Annotated in this window: 17 protein-coding genes; 13 read left to right on the forward strand and 4 right to left on the reverse strand. The window is 64.2% G+C overall.

Going from position 1 to position 17,674, the window contains the following annotated elements; translation table 11 throughout:
- Positions 1–57 precede the first annotated feature (57 nt).
- Both FHS69_RS10745 and FHS69_RS10750 read right to left on the reverse strand, forming a co-directional pair.
- Positions 58–396, reverse strand: a complete 339-nt coding sequence (locus FHS69_RS10745; protein ID WP_166777705.1) for an ArsR/SmtB family transcription factor — start codon at positions 394–396, stop codon at positions 58–60.
- On the reverse strand, positions 393–1,064 hold the full coding sequence (locus FHS69_RS10750; RefSeq protein WP_166777706.1) for a peroxiredoxin: 672 nt from the start codon (positions 1,062–1,064) through the stop codon (positions 393–395). Before FHS69_RS10750 ends, FHS69_RS10745 begins: the two co-directional genes overlap by 4 nt.
- A gap of 75 nt (positions 1,065–1,139) precedes the next feature.
- Here FHS69_RS10750 and FHS69_RS10755 point away from each other — a divergent pair, with 75 nt between their 5' ends.
- The 12 genes from FHS69_RS10755 to FHS69_RS10810 all read left to right on the forward strand — a co-directional run bounded on the left by FHS69_RS10755 (position 1,140) and on the right by FHS69_RS10810 (position 11,011).
- Positions 1,140–2,069 (forward strand): MBL fold metallo-hydrolase, encoded by a 930-nt coding sequence (locus FHS69_RS10755; protein WP_094062591.1) that lies wholly within the window; start codon positions 1,140–1,142, stop codon positions 2,067–2,069.
- Positions 2,066–2,515: a YeeE/YedE family protein gene (locus tag FHS69_RS10760; protein ID WP_166777707.1), complete on the forward strand. Its 450-nt coding sequence runs from the start codon at positions 2,066–2,068 to the stop codon at positions 2,513–2,515. Before FHS69_RS10755 ends, FHS69_RS10760 begins: the two co-directional genes overlap by 4 nt.
- Entirely contained in the window at positions 2,512–2,934 is a 423-nt protein-coding gene (locus FHS69_RS10765) for a DUF6691 family protein (RefSeq protein ID WP_166777708.1), read from the forward strand. Before FHS69_RS10760 ends, FHS69_RS10765 begins: the two co-directional genes overlap by 4 nt.
- Positions 2,931–3,353: a TIGR01244 family sulfur transferase gene (locus FHS69_RS10770; protein WP_166777709.1), complete on the forward strand. Its 423-nt coding sequence runs from the start codon at positions 2,931–2,933 to the stop codon at positions 3,351–3,353. Before FHS69_RS10765 ends, FHS69_RS10770 begins: the two co-directional genes overlap by 4 nt.
- A 14-nt stretch (positions 3,354–3,367) precedes the next feature.
- Positions 3,368–4,594: an NAD(P)/FAD-dependent oxidoreductase gene (locus FHS69_RS10775; protein ID WP_166777710.1), complete on the forward strand. Its 1,227-nt coding sequence runs from the start codon at positions 3,368–3,370 to the stop codon at positions 4,592–4,594.
- Between the two features lie 2 nt (positions 4,595–4,596).
- A complete protein-coding gene (locus tag FHS69_RS10780; RefSeq protein ID WP_166777711.1) occupies positions 4,597–6,405 on the forward strand; it encodes a SulP family inorganic anion transporter in 1,809 nt (602 codons plus the stop codon).
- A complete protein-coding gene (locus tag FHS69_RS10785) occupies positions 6,405–6,566 on the forward strand; it encodes a helix-turn-helix domain-containing protein (RefSeq protein ID WP_156492905.1) in 162 nt (53 codons plus the stop codon). Before FHS69_RS10780 ends, FHS69_RS10785 begins: the two co-directional genes overlap by 1 nt.
- Before the next feature lie 57 nt (positions 6,567–6,623).
- Positions 6,624–8,078 carry a cytochrome ubiquinol oxidase subunit I gene (locus FHS69_RS10790; RefSeq protein WP_166777712.1) on the forward strand — a complete coding sequence of 485 codons (1,455 nt, stop codon included), beginning with the start codon at positions 6,624–6,626 and terminating at the stop codon, positions 8,076–8,078.
- Positions 8,068–9,075 (forward strand): cytochrome d ubiquinol oxidase subunit II, encoded by a 1,008-nt coding sequence (gene cydB / locus FHS69_RS10795; RefSeq protein WP_067467915.1) that lies wholly within the window; start codon positions 8,068–8,070, stop codon positions 9,073–9,075. The genes FHS69_RS10790 and cydB overlap by 11 nt, the downstream gene beginning before the upstream one ends.
- On the forward strand, positions 9,075–9,197 hold the full coding sequence (locus FHS69_RS10800; RefSeq protein ID WP_082834808.1) for a DUF2474 domain-containing protein: 123 nt from the start codon (positions 9,075–9,077) through the stop codon (positions 9,195–9,197). The genes cydB and FHS69_RS10800 overlap by 1 nt, the downstream gene beginning before the upstream one ends.
- 301 nt (positions 9,198–9,498) lie before the next feature.
- Complete coding sequence (locus FHS69_RS10805) at positions 9,499–10,074, forward strand: PilZ domain-containing protein (RefSeq protein WP_166777713.1); 576 nt, start codon at positions 9,499–9,501, stop codon at positions 10,072–10,074.
- A 265-nt stretch (positions 10,075–10,339) separates the two neighbouring features.
- Positions 10,340–11,011, forward strand: coding sequence for a response regulator transcription factor (locus tag FHS69_RS10810; RefSeq protein ID WP_166777714.1), 672 nt, complete (start codon positions 10,340–10,342; stop codon positions 11,009–11,011).
- Positions 11,012–11,014: 3 nt separating this feature from the next.
- Here FHS69_RS10810 and FHS69_RS10815 read toward each other — a convergent pair whose 3' ends face one another.
- A complete protein-coding gene (locus FHS69_RS10815; RefSeq protein WP_166777715.1) occupies positions 11,015–13,690 on the reverse strand; it encodes a PAS domain S-box protein in 2,676 nt (891 codons plus the stop codon).
- Positions 13,691–13,735: 45 nt separating this feature from the next.
- The gene (locus tag FHS69_RS10820; RefSeq protein ID WP_166777716.1) at positions 13,736–13,882 is read right to left on the reverse strand and encodes a hypothetical protein; all 147 of its coding nucleotides are present in this window, start codon (positions 13,880–13,882) and stop codon (positions 13,736–13,738) included.
- A 219-nt stretch (positions 13,883–14,101) separates the two neighbouring features.
- On the opposite strand from FHS69_RS10820, the gene FHS69_RS10825 reads away from it, so the two are divergent.
- Positions 14,102–17,668: a hydantoinase B/oxoprolinase family protein gene (locus FHS69_RS10825; protein WP_166777717.1), complete on the forward strand. Its 3,567-nt coding sequence runs from the start codon at positions 14,102–14,104 to the stop codon at positions 17,666–17,668.
- Positions 17,669–17,674: the final 6 nt, after the last annotated feature.

Here is a 17,674-nt window from a genome sequence, read left to right on the forward strand (position 1 = left end):
ATGGCGCGCGAATTTCCGATCCGCCGGAGGACCGGCATCTTGAGGACGATTCGCCCGTCAGCCCAGGCGGGCGAAATTGGCGACGCCGGGCGCTTTGCGCGGCGCGGGTGGCGGCGGCGCGCGGTCAATTCCGGCGAGCCCGCCGAGCGCCGTTGAAATCCCCCCGAGGCGCTCTTCGTCGATCCGGTAGAACACCAGCTTGGCATCCTTGCGCGTGGTCACCAGCCCGGCATTGCGCAACACCGCGAGCTGCTGGGACAATGTCGGCTGGCCAATGTCGGCCGCATCGTCGATCTCGCCGACATTGCGCTCTACCCCGCTGAGCGTCTGCAGAATTCGCAGACGCACCGGATGCGCCACCGCTTTCAATCCATCGATCAATTCGTCCTGCGTCATTTGCGTTTGCCCGGCGATGCCTGGGTCAGGAACCAGTCGGTCTGACCCGGGGCGGCAAACACGTCGTCAAGCAACGCGCTGGGCTGCTGCAGCAGATCGTCGCCCGGCTCCCAGTTTGCAGGCGCCAGAACCGAACCGGAATCCACCGCCTGCAATGCGTCCAGCGTGCGGAGCATTTCCGGCGTCGAGCGCCCTACATTGGCGGGGTAGCAGGTCATCGCCCGCACCACCCCCTCGGGATCGATGAAGAAAGTGGTGCGCACAGTGCCGCTGTCATTGTCCTGCGGCGCCACCATCCCATAGGCGCGCCCGATCACCAGCGTGGGGTCTTCGACGATCGGGAACCGCACTTCGACGTCGAAGCGGTCGCGGATCATCCGCAACCACGCGAAATGCGAGAACAGGCTGTCCACCGACAGCGCCATCAACGCGCAATCCCGCCGGGCAAAATCGCCGGCCGCCCGCGCCAATGCGACAAACTCGGTCGTGCAGACGGGCGTGAAATCGGCCGGGTGCGAGAACAGCACCAGCCAGCGCCCGCGAAAGTCGGACAGGCGGATATCCCCTGCAGTGCTGCGCGCACTGAAATCGGGGGCGAGATCGCCGATGCGCAAGCCGGCACTGGATACGCCGTGAGCGGCTTCGGGACTGCTGGGCAACTGGGTCATGCCCTGTCTCTAGCACTTGACACCATCAATGCAATACATATACATAGTTTATGTAACTTATATGGAGTGAGTCGCATGACACACGACAAAGCCTTGGCCACTGCCACCGCCCAGATCAGGCGCGCCAGCGCCTCGGCATCGCATCGCCCTTCAATTGCCGGTTTCTTTGACGAGGCCACCAATACCGTCTCTTACGTAGTGCATGACCCGGCGACCAAGGAGGCCGCAATCATCGACTCCGTGCTCGATTTCGAGGCGGCTTCGGGACGCACTTCGAACGGGTCGGCCGATCTGATAATCGAATACATCACTTCCAATAATCTGAAAGTGATCTGGCTGATCGAGACGCATGCGCATGCCGATCACATCTCTGCCGCGCCCTATCTGCAAGACAAGCTCGGCGGGAAGCTGGCTATCGGACGCGAGATCATCCGCGTGCAGGAAGTCTTCGGCAAGCTGTTCAACGCCGGGACCGATTTCGAGCGCGATGGATCGCAATTCGACAAGCTGTTCGATGACGGCGAGACGTTCCAGATCGGCGAGCTCGAAGGCATCGCGCTGCACGTTCCCGGCCACACGCCCGCCGACATGGCCTTTATCATCGGCGACGCCGCTTTCGTGGGCGATACGATCTTCATGCCCGACTTCGGCACCGCCCGCGCGGATTTCCCCGGAGGCGATGCGCACCAATTGTTCCGCTCGATCCGCCGGCTGCTGTCGCTGCCAGACGCAACGCGGCTGTTCCTCTGCCACGATTACAAGGCCCCCGGGCGTGACGACTACGCTTGGGAGACCACGGTCAAACAGCAGCGCGAGGAAAACGTGCACGTAAAGGACGGCGTGACCGAAGAAGACTTCGTCGCCATGCGGACCAGCCGCGACAAGACGCTCGCCATGCCCAAGCTGATCATGCCTTCGGTGCAGGTGAACATCCGCGGCGGCCGACTGCCCGAACCCGAAGACAATGGCGTGAGCTACATCAAGATACCGGTGAACGCGGTATGACATTGCCCGGCTATCCCGAAGCGGCCCCGCTCGCGGGTCTCGCAGGCGGCGTGCTGATCGGGCTGGCTGCGGCGGTGATGCTGCTCGGCCTCGGGCGGATCGCCGGGGTCTCGGGCATCGCCGCGAAGGCGGCGGGGCTCGGCGGCAGCGGGATCGCGCGCGGCGGTGCGTGGACGTTCCTCATCGGGCTCCCCTTGGGCGCGCTGGTCGTATCGCTCGCGCAGGGGGGGATCGCAGCCAGTTTCGCGAGCGCCCCGGTGCTGGTGATCGCCGGCCTGCTGGTCGGGATCGGTACGCGCCTCGGCAGCGGCTGTACCAGCGGCCATGGCGTGTGCGGCATCAGCCGCTTCTCCGCCCGCTCGATCGTGGCGACGCTGACCTTCATGGCCGCCGGTATCGCGACCGTCGCCGCGATGAACGCGCTGGGGCTGGAGGTGCTGCCATGAATCGCACCACCCTGCCCTCGCTGCTCTCGGGTATCCTCTTCGGCGCGGGCCTCGCGCTGGGCGGCATGACCGACCCCGCCCGTGTCCGCGGCTTTCTCGACCTGTTCGGCGCCTGGGACCCAACGCTGGCCTTCGTCATGGGCGGCGCGGTCATCGTGATGGCAGTGGCCTGGCGGATGGTTGCCCGCATGCCCCAACCATGGCTCGCCGAAGCCTTCCATCTGCCGACACGCGCCGACCTCACCCCGCGCCTGATCGGCGGCGCTGCGCTGTTTGGCATGGGCTGGGGCATAGCCGGGCTATGCCCCGGACCGGGTATCGCGGCGCTGGTCATCGAACCGATGTCGGCGGCAGTTTTCGTCGCGGCAATGCTCGTCGGGATGGCCGCCGTCCGCCTGGTCGAAGGCACCCCGGCATGAACATCGCGGTCGTGTCCAAGCGTTTCGCGGTCGCACCGCAACTGGCCCCTGGGGACCTCGCGGCTGCCGCAGGCGCGGGTTACCGTGTGCTTATCTGCAACCGCCCCGATGGCGAAGAGGCGGGCCAGCCCGACGCGGCGGCCATGCACGCGGCGGCGACCGAAGCAGGCATGGAATTCCATCACATACCCATTTGGGGCGGCGCGTTTCCCGATGAAGCGATTGCTGCCTTCGGCGCGCTGCGCCGCACTGCGCCCGGCAAGGTGCTGGCCTATTGCCGCAGCGGAACGCGCTCGATCACGCTCGATGCGCTCGCCAATCCCGAAGGGCTCGATCCGGCCACGCTGATCGCGACGGCAAAGGCTGCGGGTTACGACCTGTCGGCGCTCGCGCCGCGGTTGAATGCACGGAACGGTTAGGAATGGAGAGGCTCATGGCACGCAATTCAACGCATGACATCGTCATCATCGGCGGCGGTGCCGGGGGCATCGCGACCGCCGCATCGCTGCTCAAGCGACGACCGCTGCTCGATATCGCGATCGTCGAGCCGCAGAGCGAGCATTACTATCAGCCGGGCTGGACAATGGTGGGCGGGGGCGTGTTCGATGCACCGGTAACCTGTCGCCCGATGGCCAGCGTGATGCCCGAGCGCGCGCATTGGATCCGCCGGGCCGCCGCCTCGTTCCAGCCGGAGGCGAACCGGGTCACACTCGATGACGGCAGCACGATCGAATACAAGCTGCTCGTCGTCGCTCCCGGTATCCGGCTCGCGTGGGAGCAGATCAAGGGGCTCGAAGAAGCGCTCGGTCGCAACGGCGTGACCTCCAACTATCGATACGATCTTGCACCCTACACCTGGGAGCTGGTGCGTAACCTCAAATCGGGCCGTGCGATCTTCAGCCAGCCGCCGATGCCGATCAAATGCGCGGGCGCACCGCAGAAAGCGATGTACCTGTCTTGCGACGCATGGGCCGAACGTGGCGTGCTCGATGCGATCGACGTCGAGTTTCGCAATGCGGGCGGCGTGCTGTTCGGGGTCGAGGCCTATGTCCCCGCGCTGATGGACTATGTCGCGCGCTACGGCATCGACCTCAAGCTGCAGCAGAAGCTGGCGGCCGTCGACGGCGAGGCGAAGACCGCCACTTTCGAAACCATAGAGGGGGGCGAAACCGTAGGCTTCGACATGCTGCATGCGGTGCCGCCGCAGGTCGCGCCCGATTTCCTTGCGCGGAGCCCCCTGGCACAGGCTGACAGCGGCTTCGTCGAGGTCGATAAGCACACGCTGCAGCACCCGCGCTTCGCGAATGTCTTCGGGCTTGGCGATGCCGCCTCGACACCCAATGCCAAGACTGCCGCTGCAGCGCGCAAGCAGGCACCGATCGTCGCGGTCAATGCGCTGGCGGTTCTCGACGGTCGCAAGCCAGCCGCACTGTATGACGGTTATGGCAGTTGTCCGCTGACGGTCGAGCGCGGTCGCATCGTGCTGGCCGAGTTCGGCTATGACGGCAAGTTGCTGCCGAGCTTCCCACGCTGGTTGATCGATGGCACCAAGCCGCACCGGTTGAGCTGGCTGCTCAAGTCCGAAGCGCTGCCGTGGATCTACTGGAACGGCATGCTCAAGGGTCACGAGTGGCTGGTGAAACCCAAGGAAGCCGCCTGACCATGGCCGATAGCCCCGGACCGGGCACAGCCGGCACTTCATCGCGCGGTAGCCATGCGCTTGCGCGCTACCTGCCGATCCTCGGCTGGGCGCGCAGCTACGATCGCCACGTGCTGACCAGCGATCTCGTGGCCGCGATCATCGTTACCATCATGCTGATTCCGCAAAGCCTTGCCTATGCGCTGCTTGCCGGGCTCCCTCCGGTTGTCGGTCTCTATGCTTCGATCCTCCCGCTCGTTGCCTATGCGATCTTCGGCACCAGCCGCACGCTCGCTGTCGGGCCGGTCGCAGTGGTTTCGCTGATGACCGCGAGCGCGGCAGGCGCAGTGGCGGCGCAAGGAACCGAGCTCTACCTCGAAGCGGCGATCACGCTTGCAGCGCTTTCGGGCATCATGCTGGCGGTGCTGGGTTTCCTGCGACTGGGATTCCTCGCCAATCTGCTGTCGCACCCGGTAATCAGCGGATTCATCACCGCAAGTGGGATATTGATCGCGACCAGCCAGCTCCGGCACATTCTCGGCGTCACGGCAGGCGGCGATACCTGGCCCGCAATGCTCGGCAGTCTCGCCCGGGCATTCGATACGATCAATCCCTGGACGCTGGCGATCGGACTACCCGCCACCGCCTTCCTGTTCTGGGTTCGCAAGGGATTGAAGCCCGCGCTCGTCTCGCTGAGGCTGCAACCGCGAGCGGCCGATATCGTCGCCAAAGCCGGGCCGGTGATTGCGGTCGTGGTTACCATCCTCGCCGCACTATCCTTCGACCTTGGTGCGCGCGGCGTCGACCTCGTCGGCGCGATCCCGCAAGGCCTGCCGCCATTCGCGCTGCCCTCGACCGATCCCGACCTGATCGCCCGACTGTGGGTCCCCGCCCTGCTGATCTCGGTGATCGGCTTCGTCGAGAGCGTCTCGGTCGCGCAGACGCTGGCCGCCAAACGGCGGCAGCGCATCGCTCCTGATCAGGAACTGATTGGACTGGGCGCAGCCAATATCGCGAGCGCGGTCTCGGGCGGTTACCCCGTCACCGGCGGTTTCGCGCGTTCGGTGGTCAATTTCGACGCGGGTGCCGAAACCCCCGCTGCCGGCGCCTACACTGCGCTCGGCATTGCATTGGCGGGACTGTTCCTCACCCCCCTGCTGTTTCACTTGCCGATCGCCACGCTCGCGGCAACCATCATCGTGGCGGTGCTCGCATTGGTCGACCTGAAAACCCCGGGGCAGTTGTGGCGCTATTCGAAAGGCGATTTCGCCGCCCATGTCGCAACTATAGCAATCACGCTTACCGCGGGTGTCGAACTGGGCGTCATCGCCGGGGTGGTGGTCGGCCTGCTGCTCTATCTGTGGCGCGCCAGCCGCCCGCATGCAGCGATCGTCGGGCGCGTCCCCGAAACCGAGCATTTCCGCAATGTCGAGCGACACCGCGTGTTCACCGTTCCGCATGTGCTGTCGATCCGTATCGACGAAAGCCTGACTTATCTCAACGCGCGCTGGCTCGAGGAATATGTGCTCGAAGAAGTCGCCGACCGGCCCGCGGTGCGTCACGTCATCCTGATGTGCAGCGCGGTCAACGAGATCGATGCCTCGGGCCTCGAAAGCCTCGAGGCAATCAACCATCGACTCATCGATGCCGGGATCGGCCTGCACCTTTCCGAAGTAAAGGGACCGGTCATGGATCGCCTGCAGCGAACCCATTTCACCGCCGAACTGAACGGGCGGGTCTACCTGTCGCAAAACCGCGCTTTCGGCGACCTCGCGAAGAATGGCGGTCCGCCCGAGGCGGTTCCTGCGGATATGGCGAGGGGGATGATCTGATGGCACGGATCGTGGACAAGGAAGCACGCTGCCAGCGCATCGCCGCGCTCATCGCCAGCGGCAGGGGCGTGTGCGAAAGTTGCCGCGAGATCGGCATCTCCGAAAAGACCTTTTACCGCTGGCGCGCCGAGCGCCAATCGAATGCAACACCCGTTGCGTAATTGGGGCGGGCCACCTTAGGCTGGCTCAGCTAGACCCGTCGCAAGACAGGAATGGATATGTTCGAACAGTTCGACGCCTTGCTTCTCGCCCGGATACAGTTCGCCTTCACGGTGAGCTTCCATTTCATCTTCCCGGCCTTCTCGATCGGGCTGGCGAGCTATCTCGCAGTGCTCGAGGGTTTGTGGCTCAAGACCGGCAAGCAGCTTTATCTCGACCTGTTCAAATACTGGCTCAAGATTTTCGCCATCGCTTTCGCCATGGGCGTCGTCTCGGGCATCGTGATGAGCTATCAATTCGGCACCAACTGGTCGGTCTTCTCCGACATCGCCGGGCCGGTCATCGGGCCGCTCATGGCCTATGAAGTGCTGACCGCCTTCTTCCTCGAGGCGGGTTTCCTCGGCGTGATGCTGTTCGGCATGAACAAGGTCGGCAGGAAGCTGCATTTCGCCGCCACACTCATGGTCGCGGCGGGGACGTTCATCTCGGCTTTCTGGATCCTGTCGGTAAACAGCTGGATGCAGACCCCGGTCGGCTACGAGATCGGCGCCAACGGCCAGTATCTGCCCGGCGAGAGCTGGCTGGAAATCATCTTCAATCCCAGCTTCCCCTACCGGCTCGTGCACACGGTGATCGCCGCCTATCTTACCACCGCTTTCGTGGTCGGCGGGGTCGGCGCATGGCACCTGCTGCGCGACCGGACGAATGCCCATGCGCGCAAGATGTTTTCCATGGCGATGTGGATGGCCGCCATCGTCGCGCCGATCCAGATTTTCGCGGGCGACCTCCATGGCCTCAATACGCTGGAGCACCAGCCGCAGAAGGTCATGGCGATGGAAGGACACTTCGACAGCCATCCCGACGGCGCGCCGCTTATCCTGTTCGGCATTCCGAACAGCGCGGAGAAGCGCGTCGATTACGCAATCGAGATCCCCAAGGCTTCCTCGCTCATCCTGAAGCACGATCTGGACGCGCCGCTGGCAGGGCTCGACACGATCCCCGACGACGAGGAACCGCCGGTCGGCATCGTGTTCTGGTCGTTCCGCATCATGGTCGGCATCGGTTTCGCCATGCTCGGACTTGGATTGTGGAGCCTGCTCGCGCGGGCGCGGCGCAGGCTTTACGACTGGCCGATGCTGCACCGTGCGGCGCTCGTTATGGCCCCGAGCGGTTTCGTGGCGGTGCTGGCAGGCTGGATCACCACCGAGGTCGGCCGCCAGCCCTATGTCATCTACAATTTGCTGCGCACCGCCGATGCGGCGAGCCCGCTCGATGCGCCGGCAGTCGGGGCCTCGTTGCTGGCCTTCGTCGTGGTGTACTTCTTCGTCTTCGGAGCGGGCGTCTGGTACATCCTGCACCTGATGCACAAACCGCCGCATGCCGGCGAAGTGGGTGTGAAGCGCGGCGACAAGGGCCCGATCCGGACTGCGGGCATCACGCCCGGGCCATCGCAGAACCCGGGAGATCCCGACACGCTGCCGCGCAATCACGAGGAGGCGACCGATGGCCGTTAATTTCGACCTCACTGTCATCTGGGCATTCATCATCGCCTTCGCGGTCTTCGCCTACGTGGTGATGGACGGTTTCGACCTCGGCATCGGCATCCTCTTCCCGACCTTCGAGGTCGGGCCGGAACGCGACCGCGCGATGAACTCGATCGCCCCCGTGTGGGACGGGAACGAAACGTGGCTGGTGCTGGGTGGCGGCGGCCTGTTCGCGGCATTCCCGCTGGCCTATGCGGTGGTGCTGCCCGCGACCTATCCGCTGATCATCGCGATGCTGCTGGGCCTCGTGTTCCGCGGCGTGGCCTTCGAATATCGCTGGCGCGATCCCGACCACCGGCGGCTGTGGGACGCGGCCTTCACCGGCGGCAGCCTCGTGGCGGCGATGGCACAGGGCATGACGCTGGGCGCGCTGCTGCAGGGTATCGAGGTGGTCGATCGCGCTTATGCGGGAAGCTGGTTCGACTGGCTCACTCCCTATACGCTGCTGACAGGGCTCGGAACCGTTGCTGGCTATGCCCTGCTCGGCGCGACCTGGCTGGTGTGGAAGCTCGACGGACCCAGCCAGCATCATGCGCGGCAACTGGCCAAACGTGCCGCATGGGCTACTTTGGTACTGATGGGCGGTGTAAGCCTGTACAATCTCGGCTTGCGCCCGGAATATGCCGTGCGCTGGCTGACTGCGCCGGAAATCTATTTCGTCGCGCCCGTCCCCGTCCTTACCGGCGTGGTCGCGATCATGCTGCTGCGCTCGCTATCGGTCGAACGGCACAGCAAGCCGTTCTGGCTGAGCCTCGCGCTGTTCTTCTTCGGAATGGCCGGACTTGGCGTGACCATGTGGCCCTTCGTCGTGCCTCCGGGACTGACGATCTGGGATGCCGCAGCGCCCGAACGCAGCCAGGTGTTCATGCTGGTCGGAGTTGCAATAACGATGCCGCTGATCATCGCCTACACAGCCTGGGCCTATTGGGTGTTTCGCGGCAAGGTTGCCGATGAAGGTTACCACTGATGGCTGCACCCGACGAACGCCCGCTGTGGCAGCGCTTGGGCTGGATGGCCGCGATCTGGCTGGGCAGCGTGACACTGCTCGGCGCCGTGGCCTTCGTAATCAGGACTTGGCTGAAGGTCTGACGGGCACGACCCGTAGCCCCAAACCTGCCTCCATGGACAAATCGAAGACGCGAGCCCTCGTGCTCTTCGCCGGGCACCGAGCTCGCGGCTGCGCGCTGGCTCGAATAGATCGGCTTATCGGAAGATAAGATCAGGGATTTGTTAACCATGAGAACATGGATTGGACTGGTCTTTGCCCCAAGAATCCTTGGTTAACTTGCACTAACCCGACCGATAGGAGTATTTCGATAGCACTGTTATAAGGTCTTTTACATACTCCGCCTAATCGGGCGGAGTTCGTCAAAGCCTCCGGAGACCCCCCATGGAGCGCATTCCGCAACCCGCCCCCGATTTCGACCAGGATCGTCGTCGTGTCGATCGCGCCATTCGCACGTTCCGCGCGGCCTGCATCGAGATCGACGGCAAGGCCTTTACGGTTACGATGAAGGACTTCTCCCGCCACGGCTGCGGCTTTGACGGAAAAGTGCCCATTTCCCGCGGCGATACGGTGCGCTATCGCTGGGGCAACCGTCCCTTCGTTATCGCCAATGTCATGTGGGTCGATGGCACCCGCTTCGGGCTCGAGAACGAGCGCCCCTACGATCCGGGCAGCGAGCGTGGTTTTCCCTATCGAGCCGTGCGAATACCGTTCGAGCAGGAAGCCGCTATCTATATTGCCGGACGCAGCATCGAAGGCAGCGCGATCAATATCGCGCAAAAAGGCCTCTGCGTATCGGTGACCGAGCGCGTGCCACCGGGCAATTTGTCGACGATCGAAATCGGCGGCAAGGTATTCGAGAACACCACACTGCGCTGGACCAAGGGCGCTCAGGCGGGCTTCGCGCTCAACAAGCCGATGTCGATTCCCGACCTCGCCAAATTCACCAACGACGCCTAGCCAACAATTCTTGCCCCGCGGCGCGCTGCATTTGTCGTTCGCCTTCCCAACTGATTGGCGTGCAATAACCGCAGCGCCAATTGCCGCGCTATTCGCACTTTATCGGCGCCCCTCCGCGTTGCGTTCCGCAATTGTTAATGATACTTACGGCATGTCCCGAGTAAGAACGGGGGCAGCGATCAGCTTTCGGGGCGCAAAGGTGTGCGGCCTGCCCTTTTCGAGACGAGGATCTTGCGTCCGACTTCGTTCAGCAGGGGAGGATCGATTGACTGCCGAGAACCATCAGGATTTTGCCGAAGCGAAGACTGCGCCACAGGTTGCCATCGTCGATGACGAGAGCGGAGTAAGGCAAACACTGGTGCGCGGGCTCGAGCGTCACGGCTTCCTATGTCGGCCGTTTCGCAGCGGGGTCGATTTCCTCGACAGCCTCGAATTCGAAATGCCCGATTGCGTCGTCCTCGACCTGAGGATGCCCGATCTCGACGGGATGGAAGTCCTAAACCGCATACCCGCCGAAGCGCAGGGTATCCCGATCATCTTGCTGACCTCGCATGGCGAGATCAGCCTGGCGGTCGAAGCGATGCAGAACGGCGCGGTCGATTTCGTCGAGAAGCCCGTGTCGATCAAGGAATTTGCCAAGAAGATCGGAGGTCATATCGATCAGTCGGTCGAACGTCGCCGCCAGATCGAGGAAATTCGCGAATGCCGCACGCTGATAGACCGGCTTACCCAGCGCGAACGCGAGATTGCCGACCAGATCGTGTTCGGTAGCAGCAACAAGGAAATTGCACGCGTGCTGGATATCAGCCCGCGCACGGTCGAAGTCCATCGCGCCAATATCTTCCGCAAGTTGGAAGTTCGCAATGCGGTCGAATTCGCACTGACTTTCGAAAAAGCGAAGTTCGCGGACGAAGGGGCAACTTCCACCGCCGCCTGAGCGTTACTCCTGCAGGATTTCGGCCAGGCACTCGCCCAGTTCGCGGCGCGAAAAAGGCTTGGGCAACCATGCGAACTCGCGCTGCTCGATCTTCTCGCGCAGCATCGGTTCGTTCGCCGAACCCGATGTAACCAAAACCTTCAGAGCGGGAAAACGTTCGCGCGCGGCCTGCGCCAGATCGAGCCCGTTCATATCGCCTGCAAGCGAAACTTCGGTGAACAGCAACGTGATACCCGGATCGTGCTCGAGCCGATCGAGCGCAGCCTTCGCATCCTTCGCCATGATCGCGGCATATCCTTCGGTTTCGAGAATGCGTTCGACATAGCGGCGGATGTGCTCATCGTTTTCAAGCATCAGCACCCTCGCCCTGTCGCTCGCCGGCAAGGCCGTTTCCGCGGGCTCGGTGCCCTCTGACGCTGGAACGGACTGCCGCGACTGCGGCAGGTAGATATCGATCCGTGTGCCTTCACCCGGCGTGCTGTCGATGAAGACATGTCCCCCGGATTGCTTGGCGAAGCCGAAGACCATGCTGAGACCCAGCCCGGTTCCGTCGCCGATCGGCTTGGTGGTGAAGAATGGCTCGAACACGCGCGAAGCCACTTCCGGCTCCATTCCGGTGCCGGTGTCGGCCAGCGAGATCACCACATATTCGCCCGGATCGAGAATGCCATCGAGCCGACCCGCTTCGACCGAAGTTGCGCGTGCCTCGAGCGATACCTTGCCGCCGTCCGGCATGGCATCTCGCGCATTGACCGCAAGGTTGACCAGCGCATTGTCGAACTGGCTCGGATCGACTTCCGCATTGAGCGGTGTGTCGGCGATGTCGAGTTCGAGCGTGATGTTCTCGGCCAACGCATGCCGGATGAGCTTGGCAGCCTGCGTTATGCGATTGCGAATATCCAGGCATTGCGGTGCCAACGGTTGCTGGCGCGCGAAGGACAGCAGCCGGCTGGTCAGTTCGGCGCCGTTGCGCGCGGCGTTCTGGATCAATTCGAGCAGTTCGCGCACGTCGGCACGCGGTTGCTCTTCCAGCAGCATTTCGGTGTTGCCCATGATGATCATGAGCATGTTGTTGAAATCGTGCGCTACGCCGCCGGTAAGCTTACCCAGCGCCTCGAGCGACTGGTTCTCGCGAATGTAGTCCTCGAGACGGCGGCTCTCGGTGATATCACGCACCGCTCCCACCACGCGGCTCGCGCGCCCGTCGCTGGACCGGATAATCGCCGCCCGGTCCTCCACCAACAGTGCTGATCCATCGGCGCGTTCGATGCGGTATTCCTCCTGCCAGCGGTCGACCGTCCCCTCGAGCGCGTCGCAGAAGCTCGCCACCACGCGCTGGCGGTCTTCGGGGACGATGAAGTCGTGCCATATCCCGCCTGAATAGGGTGCAAGTGAAGGATCGAGCCCCAGACGCTCGACCCCGTCGCCCGCGCGCCACAACAAATCGGTCCGCGGGTCGAGTTCCCACAACATGTCGCTCGACAGTTCGGCGACGATCCGCAGCCGTTCCTCGGAGGCCGCGAGCCGCTCCTCCTTGCGGCGCAGTTCGGTGAGGTCGCGGGTCGATCCGACGATGCGAAAGGGTTCGCCTGCTGCATCGTAATGGATCATGAATTCGGTCTGCGCGACACCCACGCCGCCGCTCGGCCTGAGGTAACGGAACTCGCGCGCAACGCGTTCCTCGCGCCGCTCGATCGCCCCCATCAGCGCTGCGGAATAATCCTCGCGGTCCTCCTCGATCACGAATTCGAAGGATTCGACGAGCGTCAACCTGGACGGCGGCTCCGATCCGAACACGGCGAGGAAGTTCTCGTTTCCCCAGAACTCACCGGTAATGAGATTCATGTCGAACACGAGGCTGTTGGTCGCGCGCGAAGCGAGTTCGAACCGTTCGCGCCCACGCTGCGCTTCCACCTTGTAGTGCCGCTGGTGAGTGATGTCGGTGAACGTCACCACGATGGCGGTGATTTCGCCGCCGAAGCCGAATATGGGGAAGGCATTGCAATTGAGCCACCGGATACTGGGTATGTCGGCAGGCTTGAGCCCCACGGTCATCCTGCGGACCGGGCGGCGCGTGGCGGCGACGCGGCGCGCGGGAAGTTCTTCGATCGGCATCGGCTCGCCATCCTCGCGCAGATAGCCGAGGTTGCGGATATTCTCCGCCGTTGCTTCCGCGGAAGAGGAAAGCCCCAGGAGCCGGCGCGCTTCCGGATTGACGCGCTCGGTCCTGCCGTCGGGTGCATGCACCACGACCCCTGCGCCGATATTCTCGAAGATCATCCGGAATTGTTCTTCGAGCTGGATGTTGCGCTGCCGCTGGACCTTGCGCTCGGTGATATCGCGGGTGATCCCGACAAAGCCGATCAGGCGCCCAAACTTGCTCCGTTGCGGTGTGATCGACAGGCTGTTCCAGAACGGCTTGCCGTCCTTGCGGTAGTTGAGGATCTCGCCCTCGAACGGCTGCCCTGCGGCGAGCGCCTTGCGTATGCGAACCCGCGTTTCGGGATCGGTATCGGGGCCCTGCAGAAAACGGCAGTTGCGTCCCACGATCTCGGAGCGGTCATAGCCGGTCAGCTCGCAGAACGAGCCGTTGGCATAGGTGATCAACTGCTCCGCATCGGAGAAGATCACGCCGTGGCCGATGGCCTCAATCACCTCGCGGCGAAACAATTTTTCCATAGCCAGCCGAACTCCCGGACCCGCGGGATAGCTCAGCCGCGCCGCTTACGCCAGTTTACGCGCTCCGATACCATGCGTCCTGCGCTTGTCACGGAAGCCGCCCTGCAGATCGACCACTGTTTCGCCGCGATGGATGATGGTGCAGGCCGCGGCTACGGGTTCGAAACCGCAGCGACCGTACCGCGTGCCCATGGCGTATCGATAGCTTGCACGACCGGCGCTCCTTGCCCGGCAACAGCAGTCTGCGACATGGTGATCCCGCGTGTCGTGCGGGCAGACCCCCTCCGCCCTGCGGCACCTGCCTACCGCACATAAGGCAACGTCCCCTTTGGGGGAATTGCGAAGGCTACGGGCACCGGTTCGACGCAGGCGGTTTGAATTTCCGGCAAACGCATGCGAGTGGCGGCGGACATGAGCGACGAGACAAACCAGCGCGCATGGCGCTTCGCGGTCGATCGCGGCGGGACCTTCACCGATGTCGTGGCAGTAACGCCCGACGGGCAGTTGGTGACCGACAAGCTGCTGTCGGAAAACCCCGGCCACTACGACGATGCCGCCAGCGAAGCGGTACGGCGCCTGATGGCGAAGCACGGAGCGGGGCCGGTGGCGGAGCTGCGCATCGGCACCACCGTGGCCACCAATGCGCTGCTCGAACGCAAAGGCGAACGGCTGGCTTTGGCGATTACGCGGGGATTCGGCGACGCGCTGCGGATCGGCAACCAGGCGCGGCCCGATATCTTCGCACGGCATATCGTCCTGCCCGAACAATTGCCCGCAGAGGTGGTCGAGATCGACGAGCGGGTCGGCGCCGATGGCACGGTGCTGCAACCGCTCGACGAGGCCGACGCACGTGCGACGTTCGCCAGGCTGCGCAAGGACGGGTTCGATGCGCTGGCAATCGTGCTGGTGCATGGGTGGAAGTATCGCGATCACGAGATGCGATTGGCCATGCTCGCACGCGACGCGGGTTTCGCGCAGGTCAGCGTCAGCCACGAAGTTGCACCGCTGATCCGGCTCGTCCCGCGCGGCGATACCAGCGTGGTCGATGCCTATCTCTCGCCCGTCCTACGGAGCTATACAGACACGCTGCAGGCCGGCCTTCCCGAAACCGAAAGCCTGCGCTTCATGCAGTCGAACGGCGGGCTTGCCGAAGTCGGCGCCTTCCGCGGGAAGGATGCGATCCTTTCGGGTCCTGCTGGCGGCGTCGTGGGCATGGTCGCGGCAAGCGAACCTCTGGGACACAACCGCCTGATCGGTTTCGATATGGGCGGCACCAGCACCGACGTGGCGCACTATGCGGGCGACTACGAACTCACCGGAAACAGCGTGGTGGCCGGGGTGCGCGTGGCGGCCCCGATGATGCAGATCCACACCGTCGCGGCAGGTGGCGGGTCGATCTGCCGCTACGACGCCGGGCGATTCCGCGTCGGCCCCGAAAGCGCCGGAGCGGACCCGGGACCCGCCTGCTACCGCAAGGGTGGCCCGCTCACGGTGACTGACTGCAACCTGTTTCTCGGCCGGATCGATCCGGCATTCTTTCCCAGCGTTTTCGGCCCTGGTGGAGACCAGCCGCTCGATCGCGATGCATCGCGCACGCGGCTTGCCGAAATCGCCGCCGCGTTGCCGGAGGAGCGCTCGCTCGAAGAGATTGCGGAAGGCTTCCTCGCCATCGCCGTCGACAGCATGGCCAATGCGATCCGCAAGATCAGCGTGGCTCGTGGGCACGATGTGACTAGCTATGCACTGGCCTGCTTTGGTGGCGCGGGCGGTCAGCACGCCTGCCGCGTAGCCGATGCACTGGGTATGGAAACCGTGCTGGTCCACCCGCTGGCAGGCATTCTGTCCGCTTATGGCATCGGCCTTTCCCCGGTAAAAGCGATCCGCGAAGTCAGTCTCGTCCGTCCGCTCGACGAGGGATTTGCTACCGAGCTCGGCGCATTGGAGGAAGAGGCGCGAACCGCGCTTGCCCAACAGGGCATCGCTCCCGACGTGGTGACTATCGAAAGCCGTGCGCGGCTGCGTTTTGCGGGTAGCGACAGCGTCATCGCAGTGACCTGCTCTCCCGACGGCGAAATGGACCGCACGTTCCGCATGCTGCATCGGCGCCAGTTCGGCTATTCGGACGATACCGCGCCGATCATTGTCGAAGCGCTCAGCGTCGAAGCGAGCGGCACTTCGGGCGGGCTCGGAGAGGCGCGCGCCGAACCTATCCCTGTGCGGGGCGAAGCGGAGGGTGGCTGGCCGACGGTAGAGCGCGCAAGCCTGTCGCTCGGGGAAAGCGTTGCGGGCCCGGTGCTGGTCATCGACCCGGCTTCGACCACGGTTGTCGAGCGTGGCTGGGAGGCTCGGCTGGCCGAGGAAGGCAGCCTGGTGTTGACGCGGTGCGAAGCGCTGGCGCGCGACCGCGCCGCCGGGACCGAGGCCGACCCGGTGCGGCTGGAGATATTCAACAACCTCTTCATGGCCATCGCCGAGGAAATGGGCGTCGTGCTCCAGTCGACCGCCACTTCGGTCAACATCAAGGAACGGCTCGACTTCTCCTGCGCGCTGTTCGATGCCGGTGGCGAACTGATCGCCAATGCCCCGCATATCCCGGTGCATCTCGGCAGCATGGGAGACAGCATTGCGCGTGTCATCGAGGCGCGCGGCCAGGCGCGCGACGGGCGGGGTTTCCGTCGCGGAGACGCCTACATGCTCAACGATCCCTATCGCGGCGGGACGCACCTGCCCGACATCACGGTAATCGTCCCTGTCTTCTACTCCGAGGACGGGAACGAGCCCGACGCCTTCGTCGCCGCGCGCGGGCACCATTCCGATGTGGGCGGGATCGCGCCCGGATCGATGCCACCCGAAAGCCGCACGATCGAAGAAGAAGGCGTTCTGATCGACAATGCGCTGCTCGTCGACGCGGGCCGCTTTCTCGAAACCGAGATCCGCGAGCTGCTAGCCTCCGCGCGCTTCCCCGCGCGCAACCCCGATCGCAACATCTCCGACCTTCGCGCACAGCTTGCCGCGTGCACGCGCGGGATGGAACTGCTGCATGGCGCGGCACGCGATCAGGGCGCAGATGTCGTCAGTGCCTACATGGCGCACGTGCTGGCTAATGCCGAAGAGAGCGTGCGCGGGCTGCTCGACCGGCTGAGCGACGGCGAATTCGCCTATGCGATGGACAATGGCGCAGTGGTCAGGACCGCAATCCGGATCGACCACGCCAATCGTTCGGCCGTGTTCGATTTTACCGGCACCAGCGACCAGCTGCCAGACAATTTCAATGCGCCGAAATCGATCACCCGCGCCGCGGCACTGTATGTCGTGCGGACGCTGGTGGACGATGCGATCCCGATGAACGATGGCTGCCTGCGGCCGGTCGAACTGATCGTTCCCGAAGGCTCGATGCTCAACCCCCGCCCCGGTGCCGCAGTGGTGGCCGGCAATGTGGAGACCAGCCAGGTGGTGACCGACACGCTGTTCGCCGCAACGGGCCGGCTCGCGCCGAGCCAGGGCACGATGAACAACTTCACCTTCGGCGATGGTGCCGACCAGTATTACGAAACGATTTGCGGCGGTTCGGGCGCGGGTCCCGACCATCCGGGTACCAGCGCGGTCCAGACGCACATGACCAATTCGCGGCTGACCGACCCTGAGATTCTCGAAACGCGCCTGCCCGTGCGGGTCGACGGTTTCGCCATCAGGCACGGGTCGGGCGGTGCCGGGCAAAATCGCGGCGGCGACGGTGTCGAGCGCCGGATAAGCTTTCTTGCGCCGGTGCGCGCCAACATGCTCGCCAATCGCCGCGCGGTCGCACCGCGTGGCATTGCCGGTGGCTGCGATGCCGAGCCGGGTCGCAACTGGGTGGAACGTGCCGACGGCTCGCGCGAGGAACTGGGTGCGACCGGCTGGGCCGACATGCGGCCGGGCGATCGCTTCGTGGTGCTGACCCCGGGCGGCGGCGGCTATGGTCCGCACCGCCCGGAGTGAAGCGGA

Origin of the sequence: Qipengyuania flava, from assembly GCF_011762005.1 — a bacterium.
Taxonomy (GTDB): domain Bacteria; phylum Pseudomonadota; class Alphaproteobacteria; order Sphingomonadales; family Sphingomonadaceae; genus Qipengyuania; species Qipengyuania flava.